24 protein-coding genes are annotated in these 20,386 nt (G+C 59.7%); 5 read left to right on the top strand and 19 right to left on the bottom strand.

Annotation, left to right across the window (positions count from 1 at the left end; all coding sequences use genetic code 11):
• Position 1: 1 nt before the first annotated feature.
• From ACOT1A_RS17210 to ACOT1A_RS17140, 15 genes are all read right to left on the bottom strand, one after another.
• Positions 2 to 580, bottom strand: a complete 579-nt coding sequence (locus ACOT1A_RS17210) for a DUF3261 domain-containing protein (protein WP_023307143.1) — start codon at positions 578 to 580, stop codon at positions 2 to 4.
• Positions 577 to 2,898 (bottom strand): MMPL family transporter, encoded by a 2,322-nt coding sequence (locus ACOT1A_RS17205; RefSeq protein WP_276170002.1) that lies wholly within the window; start codon positions 2,896 to 2,898, stop codon positions 577 to 579. The genes ACOT1A_RS17210 and ACOT1A_RS17205 overlap by 4 nt, the downstream gene beginning before the upstream one ends.
• Positions 2,867 to 3,472 carry an outer membrane lipoprotein carrier protein LolA gene (locus ACOT1A_RS17200; RefSeq protein WP_017384113.1) on the bottom strand — a complete coding sequence of 202 codons (606 nt, stop codon included), beginning with the start codon at positions 3,470 to 3,472 and terminating at the stop codon, positions 2,867 to 2,869. The genes ACOT1A_RS17205 and ACOT1A_RS17200 overlap by 32 nt, the downstream gene beginning before the upstream one ends.
• Positions 3,469 to 3,891, bottom strand: coding sequence for an acyl-CoA thioesterase (locus ACOT1A_RS17195; protein ID WP_006812302.1), 423 nt, complete (start codon positions 3,889 to 3,891; stop codon positions 3,469 to 3,471). Before ACOT1A_RS17195 ends, ACOT1A_RS17200 begins: the two co-directional genes overlap by 4 nt.
• A gap of 3 nt (positions 3,892 to 3,894) precedes the next feature.
• Positions 3,895 to 5,586 carry a glycosyltransferase family 2 protein gene (locus tag ACOT1A_RS17190; RefSeq protein ID WP_038416876.1) on the bottom strand — a complete coding sequence of 564 codons (1,692 nt, stop codon included), beginning with the start codon at positions 5,584 to 5,586 and terminating at the stop codon, positions 3,895 to 3,897.
• Complete coding sequence (locus tag ACOT1A_RS17185) at positions 5,577 to 5,927, bottom strand: (3R)-hydroxymyristoyl-ACP dehydratase (protein WP_022649683.1); 351 nt, start codon at positions 5,925 to 5,927, stop codon at positions 5,577 to 5,579. The genes ACOT1A_RS17190 and ACOT1A_RS17185 overlap by 10 nt, the downstream gene beginning before the upstream one ends.
• On the bottom strand, positions 5,914 to 7,260 hold the full coding sequence (locus tag ACOT1A_RS17180; protein ID WP_276170003.1) for an AMP-binding protein: 1,347 nt from the start codon (positions 7,258 to 7,260) through the stop codon (positions 5,914 to 5,916). Before ACOT1A_RS17180 ends, ACOT1A_RS17185 begins: the two co-directional genes overlap by 14 nt.
• Positions 7,253 to 7,852, bottom strand: a complete 600-nt coding sequence (locus ACOT1A_RS17175) for a hypothetical protein (protein ID WP_276170004.1) — start codon at positions 7,850 to 7,852, stop codon at positions 7,253 to 7,255. The genes ACOT1A_RS17180 and ACOT1A_RS17175 overlap by 8 nt, the downstream gene beginning before the upstream one ends.
• Positions 7,824 to 8,075, bottom strand: coding sequence for an acyl carrier protein (locus ACOT1A_RS17170; RefSeq protein ID WP_022649680.1), 252 nt, complete (start codon positions 8,073 to 8,075; stop codon positions 7,824 to 7,826). Before ACOT1A_RS17170 ends, ACOT1A_RS17175 begins: the two co-directional genes overlap by 29 nt.
• A gap of 11 nt (positions 8,076 to 8,086) precedes the next feature.
• Positions 8,087 to 8,344: a phosphopantetheine-binding protein gene (locus tag ACOT1A_RS17165; RefSeq protein WP_003861263.1), complete on the bottom strand. Its 258-nt coding sequence runs from the start codon at positions 8,342 to 8,344 to the stop codon at positions 8,087 to 8,089.
• The gene (locus tag ACOT1A_RS17160; RefSeq protein WP_276170005.1) at positions 8,325 to 9,140 is read right to left on the bottom strand and encodes a lysophospholipid acyltransferase family protein; all 816 of its coding nucleotides are present in this window, start codon (positions 9,138 to 9,140) and stop codon (positions 8,325 to 8,327) included. Before ACOT1A_RS17160 ends, ACOT1A_RS17165 begins: the two co-directional genes overlap by 20 nt.
• Positions 9,137 to 9,859 carry a beta-ketoacyl synthase chain length factor gene (locus ACOT1A_RS17155; RefSeq protein WP_023307137.1) on the bottom strand — a complete coding sequence of 241 codons (723 nt, stop codon included), beginning with the start codon at positions 9,857 to 9,859 and terminating at the stop codon, positions 9,137 to 9,139. The genes ACOT1A_RS17160 and ACOT1A_RS17155 overlap by 4 nt, the downstream gene beginning before the upstream one ends.
• A gap of 125 nt (positions 9,860 to 9,984) precedes the next feature.
• Positions 9,985 to 11,034, bottom strand: coding sequence for an AI-2E family transporter (locus tag ACOT1A_RS17150; protein WP_003861270.1), 1,050 nt, complete (start codon positions 11,032 to 11,034; stop codon positions 9,985 to 9,987).
• 135 nt (positions 11,035 to 11,169) lie between these two features.
• Entirely contained in the window at positions 11,170 to 11,727 is a 558-nt protein-coding gene (locus ACOT1A_RS17145; RefSeq protein WP_022649677.1) for a DcrB family lipoprotein, read from the bottom strand.
• A gap of 72 nt (positions 11,728 to 11,799) precedes the next feature.
• Entirely contained in the window at positions 11,800 to 12,465 is a 666-nt protein-coding gene (locus ACOT1A_RS17140) for a 7-cyano-7-deazaguanine/7-aminomethyl-7-deazaguanine transporter (protein ID WP_022649676.1), read from the bottom strand.
• A gap of 169 nt (positions 12,466 to 12,634) precedes the next feature.
• Here ACOT1A_RS17140 and tusA point away from each other — a divergent pair, with 169 nt between their 5' ends.
• The 4 genes from tusA to ACOT1A_RS17120 all read left to right on the top strand — a co-directional run bounded on the left by tusA (position 12,635) and on the right by ACOT1A_RS17120 (position 15,902).
• Positions 12,635 to 12,877, top strand: coding sequence for a sulfurtransferase TusA (gene tusA / locus ACOT1A_RS17135; protein WP_023307136.1), 243 nt, complete (start codon positions 12,635 to 12,637; stop codon positions 12,875 to 12,877).
• Between the two features lie 234 nt (positions 12,878 to 13,111).
• Positions 13,112 to 14,083, top strand: coding sequence for a TRAP transporter substrate-binding protein (locus ACOT1A_RS17130; RefSeq protein ID WP_058645919.1), 972 nt, complete (start codon positions 13,112 to 13,114; stop codon positions 14,081 to 14,083).
• Between the two features lie 12 nt (positions 14,084 to 14,095).
• Complete coding sequence (locus ACOT1A_RS17125; RefSeq protein WP_023298808.1) at positions 14,096 to 14,605, top strand: TRAP transporter small permease; 510 nt, start codon at positions 14,096 to 14,098, stop codon at positions 14,603 to 14,605.
• Positions 14,606 to 14,615: 10 nt separating this feature from the next.
• Positions 14,616 to 15,902 (top strand): TRAP transporter large permease, encoded by a 1,287-nt coding sequence (locus tag ACOT1A_RS17120; RefSeq protein WP_022649674.1) that lies wholly within the window; start codon positions 14,616 to 14,618, stop codon positions 15,900 to 15,902.
• 89 nt (positions 15,903 to 15,991) lie between these two features.
• On the opposite strand, the gene zntA is transcribed toward ACOT1A_RS17120, so the two are convergent.
• A complete protein-coding gene (gene zntA, locus ACOT1A_RS17115) occupies positions 15,992 to 18,163 on the bottom strand; it encodes a Zn(II)/Cd(II)/Pb(II) translocating P-type ATPase ZntA (protein WP_193543128.1) in 2,172 nt (723 codons plus the stop codon).
• 76 nt (positions 18,164 to 18,239) lie between these two features.
• Positions 18,240 to 18,866 carry a lysoplasmalogenase gene (locus ACOT1A_RS17110; protein WP_022649672.1) on the bottom strand — a complete coding sequence of 209 codons (627 nt, stop codon included), beginning with the start codon at positions 18,864 to 18,866 and terminating at the stop codon, positions 18,240 to 18,242.
• 129 nt (positions 18,867 to 18,995) lie between these two features.
• On the opposite strand from ACOT1A_RS17110, the gene ACOT1A_RS17105 reads away from it, so the two are divergent.
• Entirely contained in the window at positions 18,996 to 19,355 is a 360-nt protein-coding gene (locus ACOT1A_RS17105) for a DUF2500 domain-containing protein (RefSeq protein ID WP_022649671.1), read from the top strand.
• Positions 19,356 to 19,409: 54 nt separating this feature from the next.
• On the opposite strand, the gene ACOT1A_RS17100 is transcribed toward ACOT1A_RS17105, so the two are convergent.
• Positions 19,410 to 19,691 (bottom strand): DUF1145 family protein, encoded by a 282-nt coding sequence (locus ACOT1A_RS17100; protein ID WP_022649670.1) that lies wholly within the window; start codon positions 19,689 to 19,691, stop codon positions 19,410 to 19,412.
• Complete coding sequence (rsmD, locus tag ACOT1A_RS17095) at positions 19,675 to 20,277, bottom strand: 16S rRNA (guanine(966)-N(2))-methyltransferase (protein WP_022649669.1); 603 nt, start codon at positions 20,275 to 20,277, stop codon at positions 19,675 to 19,677. Before rsmD ends, ACOT1A_RS17100 begins: the two co-directional genes overlap by 17 nt.
• Positions 20,278 to 20,386 lie beyond the last annotated feature (109 nt).

Below are 20,386 nucleotides of genomic sequence, written 5' to 3'. Positions count from 1 at the left end.
CTCAGTCACCCAGATATTGAATGGTGATGTGGTAGTGAAAAGCGTGCTGCACAATGCTAATCGGTTCGCGCCTGCCGTTACGGTTCAGGTAGGCAATTTCCGTGACCAGCTTGCCATCGGGGTTGCGCAGTTCGCGTCTGGTGTCAGTATCGTTCAGCGTCCAGCCTTTCGGCAACTGCGGCTGCCAGGCGCTGAGGGGCCAGTGGCTGAGCATCACGTCGGCCAGCACCTGGCTGGCTGGCGGCAACTGCGGCATCACAACCGACTGCTCAGTGTGGATCCCGGTGTCGTCGTAGGTGGCGAGGAACAGGCGGATCCCGACGGAGGAGAGGCCGGCAAGCGTCACTTTATCGCCATCGGCGTTAAGCATCACCAGCAGCGACTGGGTCTGGCCTTTAAAACTGCCGGTAAGCAACTGCTGCGCGCGGATGGCAGGCGTGATGCCCGGCGGTGGCAGCGTGACGCGGGTGCCGGGCTGGAGCCAGGCCTGAGGGCGCGCGTCATCGCGGTTCGTCGTATGGCTACACCCCGCCAGCAACAGGGCCATCATCACTGCCGCCAGGCGAATGAAACGGGTCATGGTAAGTTCTCTTTGTTAGTCGGCATCGCCAGCGGGGCGAGCAGGAACGCGGTGAAGATACCGCTCACCAGCACAATGCCAAAGCTGCTGATGGCCTGAGTGGTGCTGAACACCAGCATTCCCAGCGTCAGCAGGGTGGTCATCATGGCGAGGGTAATCGCCAGCATGGAGGTCAGCGGCGTGCCGCGCGGGTTGCTGAAAAACAGCGTGTAGTTGATGCCAATGCCGAGGACCAGCACCAGCGCCAGCAGGGAAAACAGGTTCACCGGATGGCCCGTCACGGCCAGCGCCGCCAGCCCGCCGCCCAGCGACAGCACGGACGGCACCAGCGCCACCAGCCCTTTTCGCCAGCCGAGGCGCACCACCGCGCCGCAGGCAATCACCGCCAGCGCCACGCCCAGCAGCCCCGTCAGCAGCGCGCGGTAGAGTGCAAACAGGCTGTCGAAGCTGGCCTTACGGTCAACCCAGACGACTCCGGGATGGCGGGCGGCCAGCTCACCGAGCGCAGCGCTGTTTCTGACGCCATCGACCGGGACCAGCACACCGCTTTTGCCGTTCGGCAGCGTCAGCCACAGCAAACGCCAGCCCTCGCTGGCCGGGCTGGCGAGCCACGCCTCCACGCTGACAGGCATGGCGTTCAGATTCGGGGCGACGGCATTCAGCCCCGTGCTTTGCAGCATTTTCGTCACCGTCGGCGCGGCGTTACGCAGAAGTTGCAGATCGCTGTTCTGCCGCGCCAGCGAGTTCAGCGGCAGGGTGCGCCAGCGGGTTAATTCTCCGGCTTTTTGCGCCAGCGCCAGCGCCGGGGCAAACGCCTCCAGCCGCTCCAGCGTTTCCTGAGCCGACGCGCCATACACCACGAACCACTTCTGATCGACATTTTGCCCGGTCAGGGCGGTGATGGTTTTTTCCTGCGCCAGAATGTCCTGCGGCAGCGCCTGAAGCCGGGCGATATCGTCATCCACCCGCAGGCTGGCGATCCCGATGGCGGAGAGCAGCGCCAGTGCTACCGGCAGCCCGACGGAGAGGGCTTTGCTGTCGCGCCAGGCGTTCAGCCAGCGCTGCATCATCCCTCTCAGGGGGATCGGGCGAACCGGCATGCCACGGCACAACCACGGGTGCCAGAAAATTACCGTCAGGCACGAGGCGCTCAGCCCTGCGGCGGCGAACACCGCCATCTGACGAATGCCGGGGAAGGGGGCCAGCATCATGAAGAGATACGCCACGACGGTAGTCAGCAGCGCCAGCAGCAGCGCGTTACGCACTTTTGCCAGGCTTTGCCAGGGCGAGTGTTCCGCGCCGTGCACCATCCGCTCCGTGAGGTAGTAAATCGTATAGTCCGCCGAGATGCCGATGATGCTCATGCTCATCACCAGCGTCATCAGGTGCAGCTCACCGAACAGCAGGAGCGTCACGACCGTCCCCGCCAGCGCGCCGATGGCAATGGAGAGCAGGCTCAGCAGCAGCGGACGCACGGAGCGAAACACCGACACAATCAGCAGGATCACCCCGAGCACCGTGGCGACGCCGAGCGTGGAAATATCTTTTTTAGCCTGCTGGCTGGCGTAATCGCTGTAGAACACCGTCCCGCGCGAGAGCAGCTGCGCCTGTGGATACTGGCTTTTCAGCGTCTGCTGCAACGCGTTGAGGGTGGTCACCAGCTGGTGGGTTTGCTGCATGTCAAACGACGAGCCCGCCAGCTCGCCGTGCAGCAGATACCAGTAGTTCCCGGCCGCATCTTTTGTCACCAGCCAGCCGTCCATCAGCTGCATCTTCTGGCTGTTCTTCGCCAGCGCGAGCTGCGCGCCGCGCATCAGCATCAGCGGATCGTTTTGCAGCTCCTTGCCGCTCACGCCGGAAAAGGCGGAGTAGAGCTGGGACAGGATCCACTGAGCCTGCGCTTCACCGCCGTTTTGCAGGCGGGCGCGGGTGGCCGGATCGACCAGGCCATTGCGGTGCTGCCAGAAGAAATCTCCCCAGGCCTGTTGCCCGGCGGCATCCAGCGGACCTTTTACGACACTCAGCGCCTGGCTGCGTTGCAGCAGGGTTAACCACTGCTGCGCCACGCGCGGGTCCGGCTGTTTACCAGGGCTGACCAGCCAGATGAGCTGGCGGTCGAGGCGCTGCATAAATCCGTCGTTGAGGGCGGGAGGGATCGCGCCGAGCGTCTGTTTCGGCAGCATGGCGAGCACGCTGCTGTTCAGCCGCGCGCCGGGCAGCAGCGACAGCAGCACGCCCAGCAGGATCAGGCATACCGCGGCCCACAGCAGCGCCGGGCGCAGAGCGTTACGGTGCGGCAAAGCGCTGGCGTTCTGCATCGGTCAGGCGGGCGGGCGTCAGTTGGTGGCGGGAGAGGGCGATATCCGTCGTGTCGCCCTGCTTATCGTTCAGGCGAATGGATTCCAGATAGATCGCGCCCTTCAAATCAAGGGTGGAGAAAATCTTGTCCAGCGGCGTGGTAACGGGCGTCAGCACCAGCGACCAGCGGCCTTCGCCCAGGTCTTTGAAATCGATGCGGAAGTTCTCTTCCAGCACCTTGCGGTCGGCCTGGAACAGCGCCCGCAGCAGATGGTTGAACTGGAACATCTGCGGGTTAGTGTCGGCGGTAATGGTCTGCGGCGGCTGACCGTTGACGATTTGCACCATCCGTTTGTCATCCAGCAGCAGCGTCATCGGGAACGGCGCTTTTTGATCCCACAGCAGGCCATTGTCACGGGCGATCAGCATCTCCCCCTGCGAGCGCAGGGGCTGAGGCATGTCCTTGATCGTGCGGGTCTGTTCGAAGTGTGCGCGCACCACCGGTTGCTCCGCAAACCGCTGTTGCAGTTCATCCAGCGTGACCGCGTTCACCAGCGGGCTTACCAGCAGCGCGAGTAGCGTTATCCACTTCATGGCGCGATCCCCATGCGTTCGAACAGAATGGCCGGGCTGACAAAGCACATCTCCCGGCTTGCTTCCTCCACGGCCACCTGAATGGTGTAGCCGGTGGTGGTGCGTTTCCCGGTTTGCGCGTCGAAGATTTGATAGGCGATGCGCAGACGGTTTTCAACCTCTTCAATGTGGGCGCGGACGCGAATGCGTTGCTCGAAGGTCACCGCGTCGCGGTATTTCACCCGGGTATCCACCACCGGCCAGACGTAGCCGGACGCTTTCATCTGGCGATAGCCGTAATCAAACTGGTTGAGCAGCGCTTCGCGGGCAATCTCAAAATAGCGGAAATAGTTGCCGTGCCACACCACGCCCATCATATCGACGTCGTGGAACGGAACGGTGATTTCAACTTCAGCCGTAAAGCGGGGATCGGTCAGCACCCTTTACTCCTTCTCGTTGACCTCTGGCAGCTGCCAGAAATCGAAAAAATTAAACCAGTCGAGCGGCGACAAGAGCGCGTAATGCTCCAGCCGCTGCGCATAGCGATCGACGGTCTGCTGTAGCGCCTGCTGGCGTTCGCCGCGCGGCAGCAGCAGCGGGTCGGCAAACGGCTCGCAGTGCAGGGTCAGCTTTCCCTGCTGGCAGAGGGCAAAAATCAGCACCACCGGGCAGCGCAATAGGGACGCCAGAATAAACGGCCCCTGCGGGAACGGCGCGGGCTGGCCCATAAATTCGCTCCATATCACCCGCCAGCTGCCGCCGCGCTGCGGGGTGACGGCGATGCGATCGCCCACGATCGCCACCCATTCGCCGCGATCCAGCTTCTCTTTAATGAGGATGGCGGTCTCCGGGCCAATGTCGGTGACCGGCATCAGGTGAATGCCCGCCTGCGGCGCCATCTCCTCCATCACCTGTTTAAAACGCTGAGCATTGTCGCTAAAGACCAGCGCGTTGATGGTTTTCGCCCCTTCGCGCTGGGCCAGCGCCCGGCAGGCTTCCACATCGCCAAGATGCGACGCGAGCAGCAGTTTGCCCTGAGGATCGTCAAGACCCAGCGCCTCCTGCGCGCCTGGCGCAAAGACCAGATCGCGATGAAGCTTCATTTCGCCGCGCCAGCTGGCCACTTTGTTCAGCATGGCATGACCGAAGCGCAGGAAGTGGGAAAAACTGTTAAGCCGTGCGGGTTGCGGCATTTGCCGCTGTGCCATCACCGTTTTAACCCGCGTCAGCCACTGCTGCGACGCCTGACGCGCAGCGCGGGCGGTCAGCCAGTAGACGGCCGTAACCGGCCACAGCAGGATGGTAAACGCCTTTCGCCCCAGCAACTGCCAGACGCGCAGCATCAGGCGCATGCCCCATAATCCTTTCACCTCCTGCTGCTGCGCCCAGTGCTGCGAGCGGCGACGCATCAGCAGGGAAGGAATGCGCGGCAGCATGCCGAGAAACAGACGGGTATGCATCAACGAGATGCGCACGTTGTCTTTCAGGGCATCGAAATGGGATACCCCGTCCGGCGGATAGGTCACGCGGGTGGGCAGAAAATAGCTGGTGTTGCCCTGCCAGTAGAGGCGCACCATCACTTCAGTATCAAAATCCATCCGCCTGCCAAGCGGCGTGCCCGCCGCCAGGCGCATTACCGGCGCTATCGGGTAAACGCGAAACCCGCACATGCTGTCTTTTAGTTGCAGGGAGAGGGTTTCAATCCAGACCCAGACGTGTGTTATCCAGCGCCCGTACAGGCGCGAACGGGGGATCGAGTCATCATAAACGGGCTGACCGGAAATGAGCGCATCGGGATGGCGTTCGGCCAGCGCCAGCAGTTTGGGGATGTCTTCAATAGCGTGCTGGCCGTCAGCGTCCACCTGAACGGCGTGGGTGAAGCCGCGATCGGCACAGGCTTTCAGCCCCTGCATCACCGCCGCGCCTTTGCCGCTGTTTTCGGCGAGGCGCAGCAGCGTGACCTGCGGACGATCCGCCGCCAGCGCTTCAAGCGTGCGGCGCGTGGTTTCATCACTGCCGTCGTCCACCACCAGACAGGGCAGATCGAAAGGCGCCAGGCGCGCCAGCACCGAAGCCATCATCGCCCCGTGGTTGTAGCACGGGATCAGCACGCAGGGACGGAAGGTTACTGACATAAGCGAATCTTCCCGCTGCTGGCGGTGTGACGCTCGTTACCCGCATGGCGCTGGTAGCTAAAGGTCAGCATCTGGCGTTCGGGCTGCCAGGCAAGGAGCAGCGTGACCGTGTTCTCCGGTAACAGCGGGGCGGCGAACTTTACGTTCTGAATACTGTGAAAACGGTAGCCCGGCGCCAGCGCGGCGGCGTAATGCATCACCCGGTCGAGCTGGGCTACGCCCGGCAGCAGCGGCTGTACGGCGAAATGTCCCTTAAACCAGAGCAGGTCAGGATCAAGATAAAGGGTTATCTCCAGATACCCGGGGCCAGGCTCGCGGCGTTCGATTTCAGGGATTTTCATGAAACAACTCCTGTAGCTGCGCAGTTACGCGCTTGTTCATGCTGTTGACCGGAATTTCATCAACGATCCGCCAGTAGCGCGGCACGGCAACCGGTTCAAGCCAGGGGCGAAGGGCGCGACGCCAGGCGAGCTCCTGCGCTTTTTTGCTCTGTTCGTGTTGCTGACGCACCGCTTCATTCAGCACCAGCAATACGCCAATACCCTGACGCCCGCCGCGCGTCACCGTCAGCGCGGCGGCTTCGCGGATGCCGTCCAGCGCCAGCAGGCGGCGCTCAATGTCATCGAGCGAAATGCGCTTATCTTCAATTTTGACCACCCGACCGCGGCGCCCGACGAGGCTGAACTGCCCGTCAGCCGTGAAGTGCAGGATATCATCCAGCAGGACCCCCTCCGCCTCGGGGATCAGCGGCGACGTCACGCGATCGCCGTGAAACGTCACGCCGGGGAAAGGCTGCCAGCGGATGCTTTCCTCCTGACGGTAGCGCCAGGCCATAACCCCCGTTTCTGTGCTGCCGTATATTTCATCCGGCCAGACGTTGAGCCAGGCCTGAACCGCAGCGACCTCCTGCCAGGGCAGCGCGCCGCCAGCGGAGAAGAGCAGGTTGACGGGGGGCGGCGTCAGCGACGCGTCCAGCCGCTTGAGAAACGCCGGACTGCTGATGAAAAGATAGCGTTTATCGTCGGGAAGGGCAGAGAGCTGCTCGGCATAGTTGAGCAGGCTGGCGTGCAGCGGCAGGCCGAGCGCCATGGGTAAGACGACACGAAACGTCAGGCCATACAGATGGTGCAGCACCACGGAAGCGACGACGTGGCAGCCTGCCAGACGATCGCCAAAAAGTTCCGCCAGCAGACGAGCCTCACGATCCAGGCTGACCACCGGCTTACTCACCCGCTGCGGCGTGCCGGTCGAGCCGGAGGTGTAAAGCTCGATCGTGCGCATCTCATCGATGGCAGGCAGCGGTGAAAAGGGATGGCCTGCCCGCTGAACGGAAGCCACCCGCAGCTGTCGCCCCTGAAAATCGAGCGTGGTGTCGCTCAGGACGCCGCTGAATAGCGCCCGCTGTTCGTTAAGCTGTGCCGCCCGGCTGTGCCCGGGGAGGACCGGCGTTTTATCCGCATGCAGCGTCGCCAGCAGCGCGACAATAAACAGATAGCCGTTTTCGATGCACAGCGCCCAGCGCTCGCCTTCTTCATCACGCAGCGTGTCGACCAGCTGAGTGACGTCGTGGCGCAGATCGCCAAGCGTCCAGAGATGGTTGTCCTGCCAGGCGACAGGGGTGTCGTCAGGGCGGGGGGCACTGAGCCACTGGTTAAGCGGGAGAGGGTTAAGCATCGTTTTTCATCACCCGTTGTCGCACCAGCCACTCGCCGGCCATCAGCGTGCCCATCAGGAGATAGGCAATCATCCCGTTCCACAGCGTCCACAGACGGATATCGGCGTGTAATACGGTAAACAGCGCGATCGCCCCGTTAATAATAAAAAAGCCGCACCAGACCCGGGTAACCCGGCGCGTGTAACGTACCCCGACAGGGGAGAGGTCCGGTTCACGCAGGCGCGCCAGCCGTTCAACGACAGGCATTGCCGTCCACAGCGAACCGCCAAACACCACCAGCATCACCAGATTCACCACCACCGGATAAAACAGCACCCACTGGTGCGCGTGCAGGACGTAACTCGCCGCGCAAAGCGCTATGCCAGCCAGCGCCACGCTCACGAAAAGATAACGCAGGGGACCGCCCTGCCGACGGGCCTGGCAGACGCGTAACAGCAGCACCAGCGCCATCACGGGCAGTATCCCGTGCAGGCTATTACTCGCCAGCCCGAAGCCGATCAAAAACGGCCATGCCACCAGCATCAGCCCCGTCAGGGCGGGAAGAACTGGAATCGAACGCACGTTACGCGTCGCGCTGAAGCTGTTCCACAACGTCCACGACGTCCTGCACCGTGCGCACCGCTTTGAAGGTTTCGGGCTTGATTTTATGGCCCGTTTTCTTTTGCAGGTGCACTACCATATCGACGGCATCAATGCTGTCGAGATCCAGATCCTCGTAAAGACGTGCCTCAGGGGTAATATCCTCCGGAGCGACTTCAAACAGCGTAATAAGAAGCGCAGAGACTTCCTGATAAATCGTTTGTTGTTCTGTCATAGCGGTCATTCTCAGGCGCGTTGTTGATGAATAAAAGCCGCGAGCGTGGCAACGGAATAGAAGTGCTGACGCATCTCGTCACTTTCGGCAGAAAGCACTACGCCGTACTGATTTTTTACCGCCAGCCCCAGCTCAAGGGCGTCGATTGAGTCCAGACCGAGGCCGTCGCCAAAGAGCGCGGCGTCTGTATCAATATCCTCTGGGGTAAGTTCTTCCAGATTCAGCGTAGAGATAATGAGATTCTTAATTTCAAGATAGAGCGCTTGCATCTTTCGTTCCTGACAAAGATTGAAGACCGGTTGTTAACTGATGCTGCATATGCCGGTTTAACTGCCTTGCCGCCAGCGCGGGTTCGTGCTGACTCGCATCATAAAAATCATGAATGTTGATGCGTTCGCGAACATCCACGGTGAAAACAGGTTTGTTGGGGGGCACGTTATACCAGCTGCACTGTTTATCCAGCATCCGTTCGCTACAGTGGATCACCACCACGCGCACGGCGCTGTTGCAGCGAACGGCGATATTCGCCGCCCCACGCTGCAGGGTCATGGCTTCCCCCACCCGGGTGCGGGTGCCTTCAGGGAAGATAAGCAGGGTGTCGCCCTGGGCCAGACGCTGCTGGCTTGCGGCAAGCAGCGTGTCGGCTTCGCTGTTAATCAGATAGTCCGCCGCGCGGATCACGCCGCTGACGAACGGGTTACGCAGCAACGCGCTTTTCACCAGACAGTCAGTTTCGTTCATCACCGACGCCAGCAAAACGTAGTCCAGCAGCGAGGGATGGTTCGCAATCACCAGACAGCCTCGCTCGGCGCGCAAAACGTCCAGGTTGTTGAAACGGTAATCCAGTACCCCTACACCGCGTACCACCGCGAGGAACAGGCGGAAACTGGCAGAAATAGTGCGGCGTGCCAGGCGGCGACGTTGAGTGCGGTCACGCTGGAAAATCAACAGCAGGTTAAACCACACCAGCGACAGCGTCAGCCCGCCGAGGCCGAACAGGGCGAAGCACAATCCGGTCATCAGCATGCGCCATACCCGATCGAGGCGGGAACGTAACCCTCTCATTGGCGCGTCCATTGCCACAGCAGGCGCTCGCCCGGCAGGGTAAACTGGCGCTCGTCCCGCAGGTAATGGCGCAGGAACTGCAGGCTTTGCGGCAGCGCGGGCTCTTCAGGCCTGCGGTTGGCGTGCGTTTCACAGCTGAGCGTATTTCCGGCCTCAATTACCAGCGCCAGCGCGTAGGGCCAGACGGGCATCTGCGGCGGCAGCCCGGCGTGATAAAACTCCGGCAGCAGACCGTCGAAATCTACCAGCAACACGCGTGAGTAGCCCGCATGCAGCAGACTCAGCACCTCGCATAAGCTCTGCTGGAAGGTATCCATACCGGCGGAAACCGACGAAGAGACAACCGGCTGACGCGCGGCGATAGTGAGATTGCCGACCGCCGAGTTGTGTACCGACATGGCAAAATCGGTGGGGGAAACGGGCTGATCTGCCGCCAGGGCCTGGAGAATACGAAAATTGCGTTCCAGCTCCCCGTGACGGCTGCTGTAGACGACGGCGTCGATGCGGTGTTTGCGCAGCATCATCAGGCCAAGATCAACGGCCAGCTTGCTGCCTGAATTCAGGCGGCGGGCGGTCATCATCGGCAGATCGGTCAGTTTCGCCAGCGGTGCATCAGGATCGATGGCGTCAGACCGGCGTGACCATGCCTGCCATTCGTCGGCATCGCTGAGTCCTGGCGCTCTTGCCTGCCAGTCGATAAGGGTAAGTGTAAATTTCATCTACGCGCGTCCGCGATAAACCTGTTTCTGTGACTTTTTCTTCGCCAGCGCGATTTGCTGCGCACATCGTACAATGTTGTCGTCGCGCTGGCGAATAAACGTCACTTTTAACCCTTTCCACCCGGTTATCCCGGCAAACGGCTTTTTGGCCGACCCGGACCCAGAAGAATGGCGAGTTTACTGCCTCCTTTCGTGGTTTCCATCCAGATTTTACAGACGCTGGTGAGCGGCACGGAGAGCAGCATGCCCACCGGTCCCAGCAGCCATCCCCAGATCAGTAACGATAAAAACACCACCATCGTCGACATGCCCAGACGGTGACCCATCATGCGCGGTTCGAGAATATTGCCCAGCACCATATGCACGACGAGGAACAGCGCCCCTACCAGCATGCACTCATAAAAACCGTTAAACAGGAACGCCTGGATCATCGGCGGAACGGCAGAAAGCACCGCGCCGATATTGGGCACGTAGTTCAGTAAAAACGCCAGCACGCCCCACATCAGCGCGAACTGCACGTCCAGCAGCACCAGCCCCAGCCAGACGATCACGCCGGTCCACAGGCTTAACAGCGTTTTCAGCGCCAGATATTTGGACACACCCTTCAGCGCGCGATGCAAGCCGGCAATGTGGATCTGCGGATTGTTCAGGGCAAAACGCAGCTTATACGGCACGTGGCGCACTTCGAACAGCATAAACACCACCGTCATCACCAGCAGCAGAATGCTGGCCATTGCCCCGGAAAGCCCGGTCATCAACGTGGTGGCGTAGGTCATCACCTTCTCGGAATCCATCCGGCGCAGCATCCGTTCCGGTGAGATATGCAGATTAACGAACGGCAACATGCGCTGGAGATCGACCAGCTTGCGCGTCAGCTCTTTATTGTACTGCGGCAGCATGGTGGAAAATTCGCTCAGCGAGGCGGCGAGCACGCCGAACAGCGCCGTCAGGACAACCAGCATCACCATCACCACAATGGTAATCGCGACCGGGCGGCTGATGCCCCGGCGTAAAAACCACGTCACCAGCGGGTTGAGGACGATGGCGAAAAACAGCGCCAGCAGAAGCTGAACAATGATATCCGCCGCCGCATGGATACCCGCAAGGATAACCACCAGGCAGGCGAGTTTTAATAAAATATGAAGTCCGGCTTTGTCGGGCGGGCTGGCAGTCATAAGAATTCCTTTTTCCGGGGGGCTTGCTAATTGTAGTGCGCCGGATTCGCTTCGTCTGGAGCGTTAGTCTTAAAGTCATGGAAAAAAAATGGCCCCCGGCGCAAGCGACGGAGGCCACGTCATCCTGGTGAACGATTACTGGATCACGAGGGTGTTAATGATGTTTTCAGCGGTTGCCTGCGCTTTTTGCTGATTATCTGCAGGCAGAGTGATCTGCATGGTCAGCAGTTTATTATCTACCTTGCCGAGAACCACGGAGGAGTAAGCGGTCTGGCCTTTGGCGGAGATGATGCTGTCCAGCTGTTGCAGCGTGTGGCCTTTCAGCTCGATAGACTTATTGGTCACCACCTGAAGCTGCGGGTCGCGGCTGCGCTGCTGATCTTCCAGACGTTTGGACAGCACACCCAGATCTTCGCTGGTATCGTCACCGACAATCACAATGACTGCTTTTTGCCCGGTGGCATCGGAGTAGACGTGCATGTTGTTCGCCTGGGTGCCCAGCTTACCGCTCTGATCGGTCATGTCCGCGGGCAGAGAGAAACTGAGTTTGCCATCCATCAGGCTCACCGGCTGACCGGTGGCGTTGCTTTCTGCTGACGCGCCCTGAGCAGGCGTTTTGGTGTCGCTGTTATCACAGGCTGCAAGGCCAACAACCAGCAGGCCAATCCCGACATATTTAACCAGATTGCGCATTGACTTCTTCCTTTCGATAAACGGCCATAGCGGCTCATTCGTTCATCTTATCACAACTGATAAAGCGAACCCTTAACCTGCCTGCAATGCGGAGATTTCAGATTTATCTGCCAGTCTTTTCAGCAGCATATTCAACAGCACGCCGTACATCGGCAGGAAGAAGACCAGGCTGATAAGCACCTTAAAGGCGTAGTCCACCAGAGCGATTTCCATCCAGTGTTCTGCCATGAAGGCGTCCGGGCTGCGCCAGAAGGCAATGAAGAAGAAGGCCAGCGTATCGCTCACGTTACCGAACAGCGTGGAAGCCGTTGGTGCCATCCACCAGCGATGGTTCTGACGCAGGCGGTTAAACACGTGGACATCGAGGATCTGCCCCAGGGCATAGGCCATAAAGCTGGCGGCGGCAATACGCGCGACGAACAGGTTGAAGTGCGTCAGCGCTTCGAAGCCCTGCCAGCTTCCCATGTAAAACAGCGAGGAGATGGCGTAGGAGACAAACAGTGCCGGGATCATCACCGCAAAAATAATCCGCCGCGCCAGCGGTGCGCCAAAAATACGCACGGTTAAATCCGTCGCAAGGAAAATAAACGGGAAACTGAACGCGCCCCAGGTGGTATGGAAACCAAAAATGGAGATGGGGAGCTGTACCAGATAGTTACTGGAGATGATCACCAGCAGATGAAATAGCGAAAGCCAGAACAACGCCTTGACGCGTTGCGATTGTGTAAAGGAGTTCATATTGTACCTTTTTGATTAATATTTGGGGTGAGGGAACCCAATAAAGCCGCCGCATGATACTGCTTTGACGACACTTTGCAATGGCTAATTTTCACGCAATCGTTAACCTGGTTTGCATTGGCGATAGCGGGGCGTAAACTACAGCCGTTTTTACCTGAACGAGAAGAACATGACTGACCTGTTTTCCAGCCCAGACCACACGCTTGATGCTCAGGGCCTCCGTTGCCCGGAGCCGGTAATGATGGTGCGTAAGACCGTCCGTAACATGCAGAGCGGCGAAACGCTGCTGATCGTCGCCGATGACCCGGCCACTACCCGCGATATTCCCGGTTTTTGTACCTTTATGGAACATGAACTGGTAGCGCAGCAAACCGAGACCTTGCCGTACCGGTATGTGATTCGTAAGGGGTAAGTGCGGCCTGACGCCCGGCGGCGCTTCGCTTGCACGGGCCTACGGGTGTAGTAGGTCGGGTAAGGCGCAGCCGCCACCCGACAAGTACTCATCACAATTTCGAACCATCGTTTCAAAATTTCGCGCTTTTTGTGAGGCGCTTCACCCTCCTTTTTCCAGCCGTAGTCTAATTTTTAAACGTCAAAAACTAAAACATCGTTTTAACGCTTATTTCACTACCCTGGAGTTGACTCAATGAAAACGACCCTCAAGCCGTTACTGGCTGCTCTGTGCCTGTCTGCTTTTGCCTGCACCGTTTCTGCCCAGACCATCAAAGCCGCCGATGTGCATCCTGAAGGCTACCCGAACGTGGTGGCGGTTCAGCAGATGGGTGAAAAACTCAAACAACAAACCGATGGCAAGCTGGAGATTAAGGTCTTCCCCGGCGGCGTGCTGGGGGATGAAAAGCAGATGATTGAGCAGGCGCAGATGGGGGCGATAGACATGATACGCGTCTCTATGGCGCCGGTTGCCGCCATCCTGCCGGATATCGAAGTGTTTACGCTGCCCTACGTATTCCGCGATGAAGACCACATGCACAAGGTGATCGACGGGGATATCGGCAAGCAGATTGGCGACAAGCTGACCGCCAACCCGAAATCGCGCCTGGTCTTCCTCGGCTGGATGGATTCCGGCACCCGCAACCTGATCACCAAAGAGCCAATCGTTAAACCGGAAGACCTGAAAGGGAAGAAGATCCGCGTTCAGGGTAGCCCGGTGGCGCTGGCCACGCTGAAAGCGATGGGGGCGAACTCGGTGGCGATGGGCGTCAGCGAGGTTTACAGCGGCATGCAGACCGGGGTGATCGACGGCGCGGAGAACAACCCGCCAACCTTTATCGCCCACAACTATATGCCGGTCGCCAAAAACTACACGCTGAGCGGCCACTTCATCACCCCGGAAATGCTGCTCTATTCCAAAGTGAAATGGGACAAGCTCAGCGCTGACGAACAGCAAAAGATCCTGGTGCTGGCCCGCGAAGCGCAGTTCGAGCAGCGCAAGCTGTGGAATGCGTATAACGACCAGGCGCTGGCAAAAATGAAGGCTGGCGGCGTGAAGTTCCACGATATCGACAAAACGGTGTTCATCAAAGCCACTGAGCCGGTGCGCGCGCAGTATGGCGACAAGCATCAGGATCTGATGAAAGCCATCGCTGACGTTCAGTAATCCGGAGTACGTATGTCCGAACTCTACCTGAAGTGGATGGATCGTCTGTACCTGCTCGCCATGGCGGTGGCGGGTCTCTCGCTGCTGGTGATGACGATTGTCATCCCCATCGGCATCTTCTCACGCTACGTGCTCAATCGCGGCGAATCCTGGCCGGAACCGATCGCCATTATCTGCATGGTGACGTTTACCTTCATCGGCGCGGCGGTAAGCTACCGCGCCGGGTCGCATATTGCGGTCAACATGCTTACCGACCGCCTGCCCGCGTCGCTGCAAAGGCTGTGCGCGCGGGTAGTGGATCTGCTGATGCTGCTGATTTCTGGCCTGATGTGCTGGTACAGCTACTGGCTGTGCGTCGAGCTGTGGGAGCAGCCGGTGGCGGAGTTTCCGCTCTTGACCTCCGGCGAAAGCTATCTGCCTCTGCCTGTCGGGTCGGCCATTTTGATCCTGTTTGTGCTTGAACGCCTGCTGTTTGGCTCGCAGGAAAACCGTCCGGTCGTGCTGATCGGCAATCACAGTTAAGGGGTGAACAATGGATGCTTTTGTTTTGTTATTCACCCTCGCCATTTTGCTGGCGCTGGGGATGCCGGTGGCCTTCGCCGTCGGCTTAAGCGCCGTGGCGGGCGCGCTGTGGATTGACCTGCCGCTGGAGGCGCTGATGATCCAGATCACCAGCGGGGTCAATAAATTTACCCTGCTGGCAATCCCGTTCTTCATTCTTGCCGGGGCGATCATGGCGGAAGGGGGCATTGCCCGACGGCTGGTGAATTTCGCCTACGTGTTCGTCGGCTTTATCCGCGGTGGGCTGTCGCTGGTGAACATTGTCGCCTCGACGTTCTTCGGCGCGATTTCCGGCTCGTCGGTGGCGGATACGGCGTCTATCGGCAGCGTGATGATCCCGGAGATGGAGAAGAAGGGTTATCCGCGCGAATACGCGGCGGCGGTGACGGCCAGCGGGTCGGTGCAGGCGATTCTGATCCCGCCCAGCCACAACTCGGTGATTTACTCCCTGGCGGCGGGGGGAACGGTCTCCATCGCCACGCTGTTTATCGCGGGCGTGCTGCCGGGCCTGCTGCTGGGGGTGAGCCTGATGGTGCTCTGCCTGTGCTTCGCCCGCAAGCGCGGCTACCCGAAGGGGGACAAAATCCCGTTCAGGCAGGCGCTGAAAATTATGCTCGATGCCCTGTGGGGGCTGATGACGGTGGTGATTATCCTCGGCGGGATCTTGTCCGGGATTTTTACCGCCACCGAATCTGCCGCCGTGGCCTGCCTGTGGGCGTTCTTCGTCACCATGTTTATCTACCGCGACTACAAGTGGAGCGAACTGCCGAAGCTGATGTGCCGCACGGTGAAAACCGTCACCATCGTGATGATTTTAATCGGCTTTGCCGCGGCGTTTGGGGCGGTGATGACCTACATGCAACTGCCGATGCGCATCACCGAATTCTTCACATCGCTCTCCGATAACAAGTACGTGATCCTCATGTACCTCAACATCATGCTGCTGCTGATTGGCACGCTGATGGACATGGCGCCGATCATCCTGATCCTGACGCCGGTGCTGCTGCCGGTGACCAATGCACTGGGTATCGACCCGGTGCATTTTGGGATGATCATGATGGTTAACCTGGGGATTGGGCTGATCACGCCGCCGGTCGGGTCGGTGCTGTTCGTGGCGAGTGCGGTGAGTAAGCAGAAGATCGAACACGTGGTGCGGGCGATGCTGCCATTTTACGGTATGTTGCTGGTCGTGCTGGGGATGGTGACGTACATTCCGGCGATTTCATTGTGGTTGCCGGGGCTGTTAGGGATGCAGTGACACGTGCGGCCTGATGCCCTCACCCCGGCCCTCTCCCGCGGGGAGAGGGGGCAAACACGAGAAACGGCAACCCGGTTGCCGTTTCACTTTTACCTTTGACGCAACAACCGCAACGCGTTCGCCGTAACCAGCACCGTCGCCCCCGTATCCGCCAGTACCGCCAGCCACAGTCCGGTCATGCCGAGCAGCGTGGTGACCAGGAAAATCCCCTTCAGACCCAGCGCAATGGCGATGTTCTGCCGAATATTGGCGCGCGTTGCCCGCGCAAGTTCTATCATCTGCGCCAGCCCGGTCAGGCGGTTGTGCGTCAGCGCCGCGTCGGCGGTCTCCAGTGCCACGTCGGTGCCGCTGCCCATCGCAATGCCGATGCTGGAAGCTTTCATTGCCGGGGCATCGTTTATTCCGTCCCCGACCATCGCCAGCGGGGCGTTGCTGTTCAGCTCGGTTACCGCGCTGACTTTATCCGCAGGCAACAATCCGGCCTTAAACTCCAGCCCCAGCGCGCCTGCAATCGCCGCCGCCGCGCGCGGATTATCGCCGGTCAGGATCACGCCCTGTACTCCCAGCCTGTGTAGCGCGTCGACGGCGTCTTTCGCATCGTCACGCAGGGTGTCGCGCAGCGCCAGCATGCCCATCGGCACACCGTCCTGCATCACGGTAATGACCGTCTGCCCGGACTGCTCCAGCGCCTCAACCTGTGGAGTAGAGCGCGCGTCCGCCGCGGCGATCAGCACTTTTTTGCCTTCGACCACAGCTTCAATCCCTGACCCGACCAGCGCTCGCTGGGCCGTTGCCGGAGGGATGTTCAGCCCGCGGCGCTGTGCTTCACGCACAATCGCCTGCGCCAGAGGGTGGGTGGAACCCTGCTCCACGGCAGCGGCCAGCGTCAGCAGGGCGTCTTCACTGATGTCCTGCGGATACACGCCGGTCACCTGCGGCCTGCCGACGGTCAGCGTGCCGGTTTTATCGAAGGCGATGTGCTGAATCTGGCTCAGCTGTTCCAGCGCCGCGCCGCCCTTAATCAGCGCCCCGCGACGTGCCGCCGCCGCCAGCCCGGAGGTAATCGCCGCCGGGGTGGAGATCACCAGCGCACAAGGGCAGCCGATCAGCAGCAGCGTCAGCCCTTTGTAAATCCAGCCCTCCCACGGCGCGCCGAAGAACAGCGGCGGGACGACGGTGACCAGCAGCGCCACCAGCATGATGGCGGGGGTGTAAATCCGGCTGAAGCGATCGATAAAGCGTTCTACCGGCGCGCGGCGCTCCTCGGCCTCTTCAATCAGCCTGAGGATGCGGTCGATGGCGCTGTCGCCCGGTTCGGAAAGGACCGTCAACTGCACCAGTCGGTCGATGCTGGTGGCGCCCGCAGGCACCTTTTCACCCGCCGCGCGCGCAACCGGGATGGATTCCCCGGTCAGGGCACTTTCGTCAAAACTTGCGGTGGCGGTAACGAGGGCCCCATCGGCTGGCAGACGTCCGCCTGCGGGCACTTCAATCACGTCACCCGGTCGCAGGGTGTTGATGGCGACCGTTTCACGCTGACCATCAATAACCCGCGTGGCGGTTTCCGGCTTTAGCGCCATCAGCGCGCTCACCCCTTTACGCGCCCGGCTCGCCGCCCAGCCCTCAAGGCGTTCGCCAATTAAGAACAGCAGCAGCACCATCGCCGCTTCCGCCGTCGCGCCAATAAACAGCGCCCCGATAGCCGCCACGCTCATCAGCGTTTCGATGGCAAACCAGCTGCCGCTTCTCATCAGACGCAGCGCCTGACGGGCAATCGGGAACAGGCCAACCAGCGTGGTGGCGATAAACGCCAGGTTGCCGAACGGGTGGTTGATCTGCTCCAGCCCCCAGCTCAGGGCCATCATCATGATGAGGGTGATAAGGGGCAGGTTTTCTTTTAGCGGGGACGTTTTTTCTGCGGGCGCCGTTTCGCTGCGCAGGGTATAACCCGCTTTGCTGACGGCGGCTTCAACCTGTCTGCTGACGTCGTTTTCGGCGCTGACCAGCAGCTTTTCGGTAGCGAACAGCACCTGAACGTGGCTCACGCCCGGCACCTGCTTCACCGCGTTTTCCACTTTGCGGGCGCAGGCCGCGCAGTCCATGCCGTTGACGACCCAGCTGTAGTGATTGCCGCTTTCAGGCAGCGTTTGAGTTTGCGTTTCGCATGCGCCCTCGCAGCAGCAGTCCTCTTTTGGCGGAACCGGGCTGAGCTTAAGTGCCGAGAATTGGGGAACTTTTTTAGGTATTTCTGGAGTCGACATGGCAGTCTCCGGTAATGATAATTTTCTCATTAACCGCAGCATACACTCTGGAGTCGACTCCAGAGTCAAGCGTTATTTAGATATACAGCGAACGCACAATCAGGAAGTGTCCGGCAAAGTAACAGGCGGCAGAAATCGCATTATCCGCACGGAAGCGGCGGCGATAGTGGCTGCCCAACCAGACGATGTTACCCAACAGCAACAGTGCGGCACCGAAGAACGCGGACATCGCAGGCGCTGTCGGACGGAAGAACCACAGCTCGCCCGCCAGCCACACCATCACCAGCGTCATGGCGATAAACGTACACACCGGCAGACGCATCTCTTCCAGACGCGACCAGATCACCGCGATCAGCAGGGCGCCAATCACCAGCAGCACCAGCGGCAGCGGCCAGAAGATGGAGAGCGTCATCTGGCTGGCAAAGTAGATGGTATAGAGCAGATGCGACAGGAAGAATGCCCCCACGGCGTACAGCAGACGCTGGCGCGGCAGCAGGGTTAAGGCATCGCCAATCAGGGACGCACACAGCCCCGCGAGGACAAGATAGCTGATGGCGTTAAACATCGGTGCCTGCCAGGCAAGCAACAGCAGGAGCAATAGCGTGACGGGTTTAAACAACCAGCGCTGCCAGGCTGGGCCACGGTAAGACGCATCGACGTAAAGCCATGCGGAAAAACAGACAGCGATAAATGACCAAAGCATATTAACTCCCTGTAACTGTTGAGGCTGAATGATCAGTTTCTGATCCAGTGTAGTGACGCGAGCGGGCGTTTGGCAATGCCGGGGCAGGCGAGGTATCCTGAATTCCGCATAATCTGATGGGATTTTTCAATGAGCAAGATGCCGCTGTTTTTTATTGTCGTGCTGGCGATTATCGTCATTGCCGCCTCGTTTCGCTTCGTGCAGCAGCGCCGTGAGAAGGCCGACAACGATGCCGCGCCGCTGATGCAAAAGCGCGTGGTGGTGACGAACAAGCGCGAGAAACCGCTTAATGACCGCCGATCCCGCCAGCAGCAGGTGACGCCTGCGGGCACAACGATGCGCTATGAAGCGAGCTTTAAGCCGGAAACCGGCGGGCTGGAGATGACCTTCCGACTGGAGGCGCAGCAGTACCACCAGTTGACGGTGGGGGAGAAAGGCACGCTAAGCTACAAAGGGTCGCGGTTTGAAGGGTTTGAACCGGAGCAGTAATTTTCCCCTCACCCCGGCCCTCTCCCCGAAGGGGAGAGGGTTAGGGTGAGGGGGTTACTTCTTCACCTGCGCCTTAAACTTCTTCATCCACACCAGCAGCTCAAATACGCCGAAAATAAACACCCGCAGCTGCTGCCAGCCGGTCATCGGTGGGCTATCTTTCGGCAGTCCGTTTTTCAGCATCACCATCTGCAAGGCATGCATAAACGCGGTGAAAATCAGCGCCACGTTAATGAAGATATTCAGCGGACGCGGGAACGGGTGCACCAGATTCAAAATCAAAAATGCCCAGACGCCCAGCATCAGCAAGCGCCCTACGTTAATCAGTACTGGCATCGGATCCTCCTTGTGCCTGACGGTGATACAGACGATAAGCCACCTGGCCGGCGACCTTCTCGCGGTGCAGATCCCAGTGAACGGGAACGGGCGGCAGACCATTTTCCACTTCGCTTTCAACGTAAATCAGCGCGTCGTCTGCCAGCCAGCCATTTTTTTCCAGCAACGATAATGTCTCTTCCAGCAGCCCTTTACGGAACGGCGGGTCAACAAACACCACGTTGAACGGCGTCCCCTGTTGCGCGAGGAAGCTCAGCGTGTTGGTATTCACCACTTTGGCGTTGGTTGCTTTCAGCGTAGCCAAATTTTGCTGTAACGTCTGCGCGACGCCGCGCTCCATCTCCAGCAGCGTGGCGCTCGCAGCATAGCGCGACAGCGCTTCCAGCCCTAATGCACCGCTTCCGGCGAAGCAGTCCAGGCAATGGGCGTCTACCATTGACGGGGCGAGCCAGTTAAACAGCGTCTCGCGAACGCGGTCCGTGGTAGGGCGTAAACCGGGGCTGTCCGGCACCGGTAATTTCCGGCCTCGCCACTGACCGCCGATAATGCGAATTTGACCGGCCGGGGCGCGGGTGGGTTTCTTCATCTCAGGAAAGCTCTGTTAACAATGCCCTGCGATTGCGGGCGGTGATGTCAATTAAGTAAAGTGTTAGACTATTTCATCATTTTTTTAGCTTCCCTGTATATAGCGCCGC

Origin of the sequence: Enterobacter cloacae complex sp. SYL003 (assembly GCF_049236925.1) — a bacterium.
Lineage (GTDB): Bacteria > Pseudomonadota > Gammaproteobacteria > Enterobacterales > Enterobacteriaceae > Enterobacter > Enterobacter intestinihominis.
This window is presented reverse-complemented; position numbering and strand designations above follow the sequence as displayed.

What these genes read in the sequence shown, in the direction of transcription:
- ACOT1A_RS17210 (WP_023307143.1), bottom strand. Translation starts at nt 580, where the DNA reads ATGACCCGTTTCATTCGCCTGGCGGCAGTGATGATGGCCCTGTTGCTG.
- ACOT1A_RS17205 (WP_276170002.1), bottom strand. Translation starts at nt 2,898, where the DNA reads ATGCAGAACGCCAGCGCTTTGCCGCACCGTAACGCTCTGCGCCCGGCG.
- ACOT1A_RS17200 (WP_017384113.1), bottom strand. Translation starts at nt 3,472, where the DNA reads ATGAAGTGGATAACGCTACTCGCGCTGCTGGTAAGCCCGCTGGTGAAC.
- ACOT1A_RS17190 (WP_038416876.1), bottom strand. Translation starts at nt 5,586, where the DNA reads ATGTCAGTAACCTTCCGTCCCTGCGTGCTGATCCCGTGCTACAACCAC.
- ACOT1A_RS17185 (WP_022649683.1), bottom strand. Translation starts at nt 5,927, where the DNA reads ATGAAAATCCCTGAAATCGAACGCCGCGAGCCTGGCCCCGGGTATCTG.
- ACOT1A_RS17180 (WP_276170003.1), bottom strand. Translation starts at nt 7,260, where the DNA reads ATGCTTAACCCTCTCCCGCTTAACCAGTGGCTCAGTGCCCCCCGCCCT.
- ACOT1A_RS17170 (WP_022649680.1), bottom strand. Translation starts at nt 8,075, where the DNA reads ATGACAGAACAACAAACGATTTATCAGGAAGTCTCTGCGCTTCTTATT.
- ACOT1A_RS17165 (WP_003861263.1), bottom strand. Translation starts at nt 8,344, where the DNA reads ATGCAAGCGCTCTATCTTGAAATTAAGAATCTCATTATCTCTACGCTG.
- ACOT1A_RS17160 (WP_276170005.1), bottom strand. Translation starts at nt 9,140, where the DNA reads ATGAGAGGGTTACGTTCCCGCCTCGATCGGGTATGGCGCATGCTGATG.
- ACOT1A_RS17155 (WP_023307137.1), bottom strand. Translation starts at nt 9,859, where the DNA reads ATGAAATTTACACTTACCCTTATCGACTGGCAGGCAAGAGCGCCAGGA.
- ACOT1A_RS17150 (WP_003861270.1), bottom strand. Translation starts at nt 11,034, where the DNA reads ATGACTGCCAGCCCGCCCGACAAAGCCGGACTTCATATTTTATTAAAA.
- ACOT1A_RS17145 (WP_022649677.1), bottom strand. Translation starts at nt 11,727, where the DNA reads ATGCGCAATCTGGTTAAATATGTCGGGATTGGCCTGCTGGTTGTTGGC.
- ACOT1A_RS17140 (WP_022649676.1), bottom strand. Translation starts at nt 12,465, where the DNA reads ATGAACTCCTTTACACAATCGCAACGCGTCAAGGCGTTGTTCTGGCTT.
- tusA (WP_023307136.1), top strand. Translation starts at nt 12,635, where the DNA reads ATGACTGACCTGTTTTCCAGCCCAGACCACACGCTTGATGCTCAGGGC.
- ACOT1A_RS17130 (WP_058645919.1), top strand. Translation starts at nt 13,112, where the DNA reads ATGAAAACGACCCTCAAGCCGTTACTGGCTGCTCTGTGCCTGTCTGCT.
- ACOT1A_RS17125 (WP_023298808.1), top strand. Translation starts at nt 14,096, where the DNA reads ATGTCCGAACTCTACCTGAAGTGGATGGATCGTCTGTACCTGCTCGCC.
- ACOT1A_RS17120 (WP_022649674.1), top strand. Translation starts at nt 14,616, where the DNA reads ATGGATGCTTTTGTTTTGTTATTCACCCTCGCCATTTTGCTGGCGCTG.
- zntA (WP_193543128.1), bottom strand. Translation starts at nt 18,163, where the DNA reads ATGTCGACTCCAGAAATACCTAAAAAAGTTCCCCAATTCTCGGCACTT.
- ACOT1A_RS17110 (WP_022649672.1), bottom strand. Translation starts at nt 18,866, where the DNA reads ATGCTTTGGTCATTTATCGCTGTCTGTTTTTCCGCATGGCTTTACGTC.
- ACOT1A_RS17105 (WP_022649671.1), top strand. Translation starts at nt 18,996, where the DNA reads ATGAGCAAGATGCCGCTGTTTTTTATTGTCGTGCTGGCGATTATCGTC.
- ACOT1A_RS17100 (WP_022649670.1), bottom strand. Translation starts at nt 19,691, where the DNA reads ATGCCAGTACTGATTAACGTAGGGCGCTTGCTGATGCTGGGCGTCTGG.
- rsmD (WP_022649669.1), bottom strand. Translation starts at nt 20,277, where the DNA reads ATGAAGAAACCCACCCGCGCCCCGGCCGGTCAAATTCGCATTATCGGC.